Annotated in this window: 1 pseudogene; it reads left to right on the plus strand. The window is 37.1% G+C overall.

Going from position 1 to position 908, the window contains the following annotated elements:
• Positions 1-908: pseudogene (locus AC3IF2_RS13220) on the plus strand (hypothetical protein); the annotation flags it as partial.

Consider the following 908-nt stretch of genomic DNA (forward strand, 5'->3'; position numbering starts at 1 on the left):
TTATTGATTTAGATGATGATAATGATGGGATCTTGGATGTTACTGAGGGTTTAATTGATTCGGATGGTGATGGCATTTTAAATCATCTAGATTTAGATTCAGACAATGATGGTATTTCTGATTTAGTAGAATCAGGGGGTAGTGATGGTGATAATGATGGCAGGATTGATGGATTTACAGATTTGGACAGTAATGGTGTTCATGATGCAATAGAAAATTCGGAGTTATATGCTCAAGATAATGCAGCTAGCACGATCACAGAGGTAAATGGGGTTGGTTCATGGGTTGCTCAAAATGTGACATTAACGTCAGATGGTACAATGCCAATTGATGGTGTTTCAAGTATAAAAATAACATCAACAGGGGTAAGTGCTTTTGCAAGAGGAGAGTATAGTTTCCCTGTGGTAAATGGGAGAGATTATACGATAAGAATTTGGGCTAAACAAGGAGTTTCTATAGACGGAGTACAAGAATTTGCGGCTTGGACAGGTTTTAGCAATTTTTCAAAAATTGCAATTACAAATTCTGTATGGACTGAGTACGTTTTTAATCTTACGGCAAACATAACTGGTAATGCGTTAATTAGAGCTTATAGTGCTTCGGGTATTAATTCTATAGCAGATGAGTTGTTTGTAGATAAGATATCAATAAGGGAGACGTTAGTCCAAACGCTTTTAGATACAGATAATGATGGTGTTGAAGATTATTTAGATACAGACAGTGATAACGACAGTTGTTTTGATGCGTTAGAAGGGGCTGGTTCTAATGATTTGGCAGATGTAAATGGTTTAGGGGCTTTATTAGCTGCAGTTAATTCGGATGGAATTCCAGGAGGGCTTTTACAAGGAACGACTGCAAGTGTTTTAGATAGTAGCGTTATAAGTTCGGTTTGTGATACAGACGGAGAT

It is taken from the genome of Maritimimonas rapanae, from assembly GCF_057837205.1.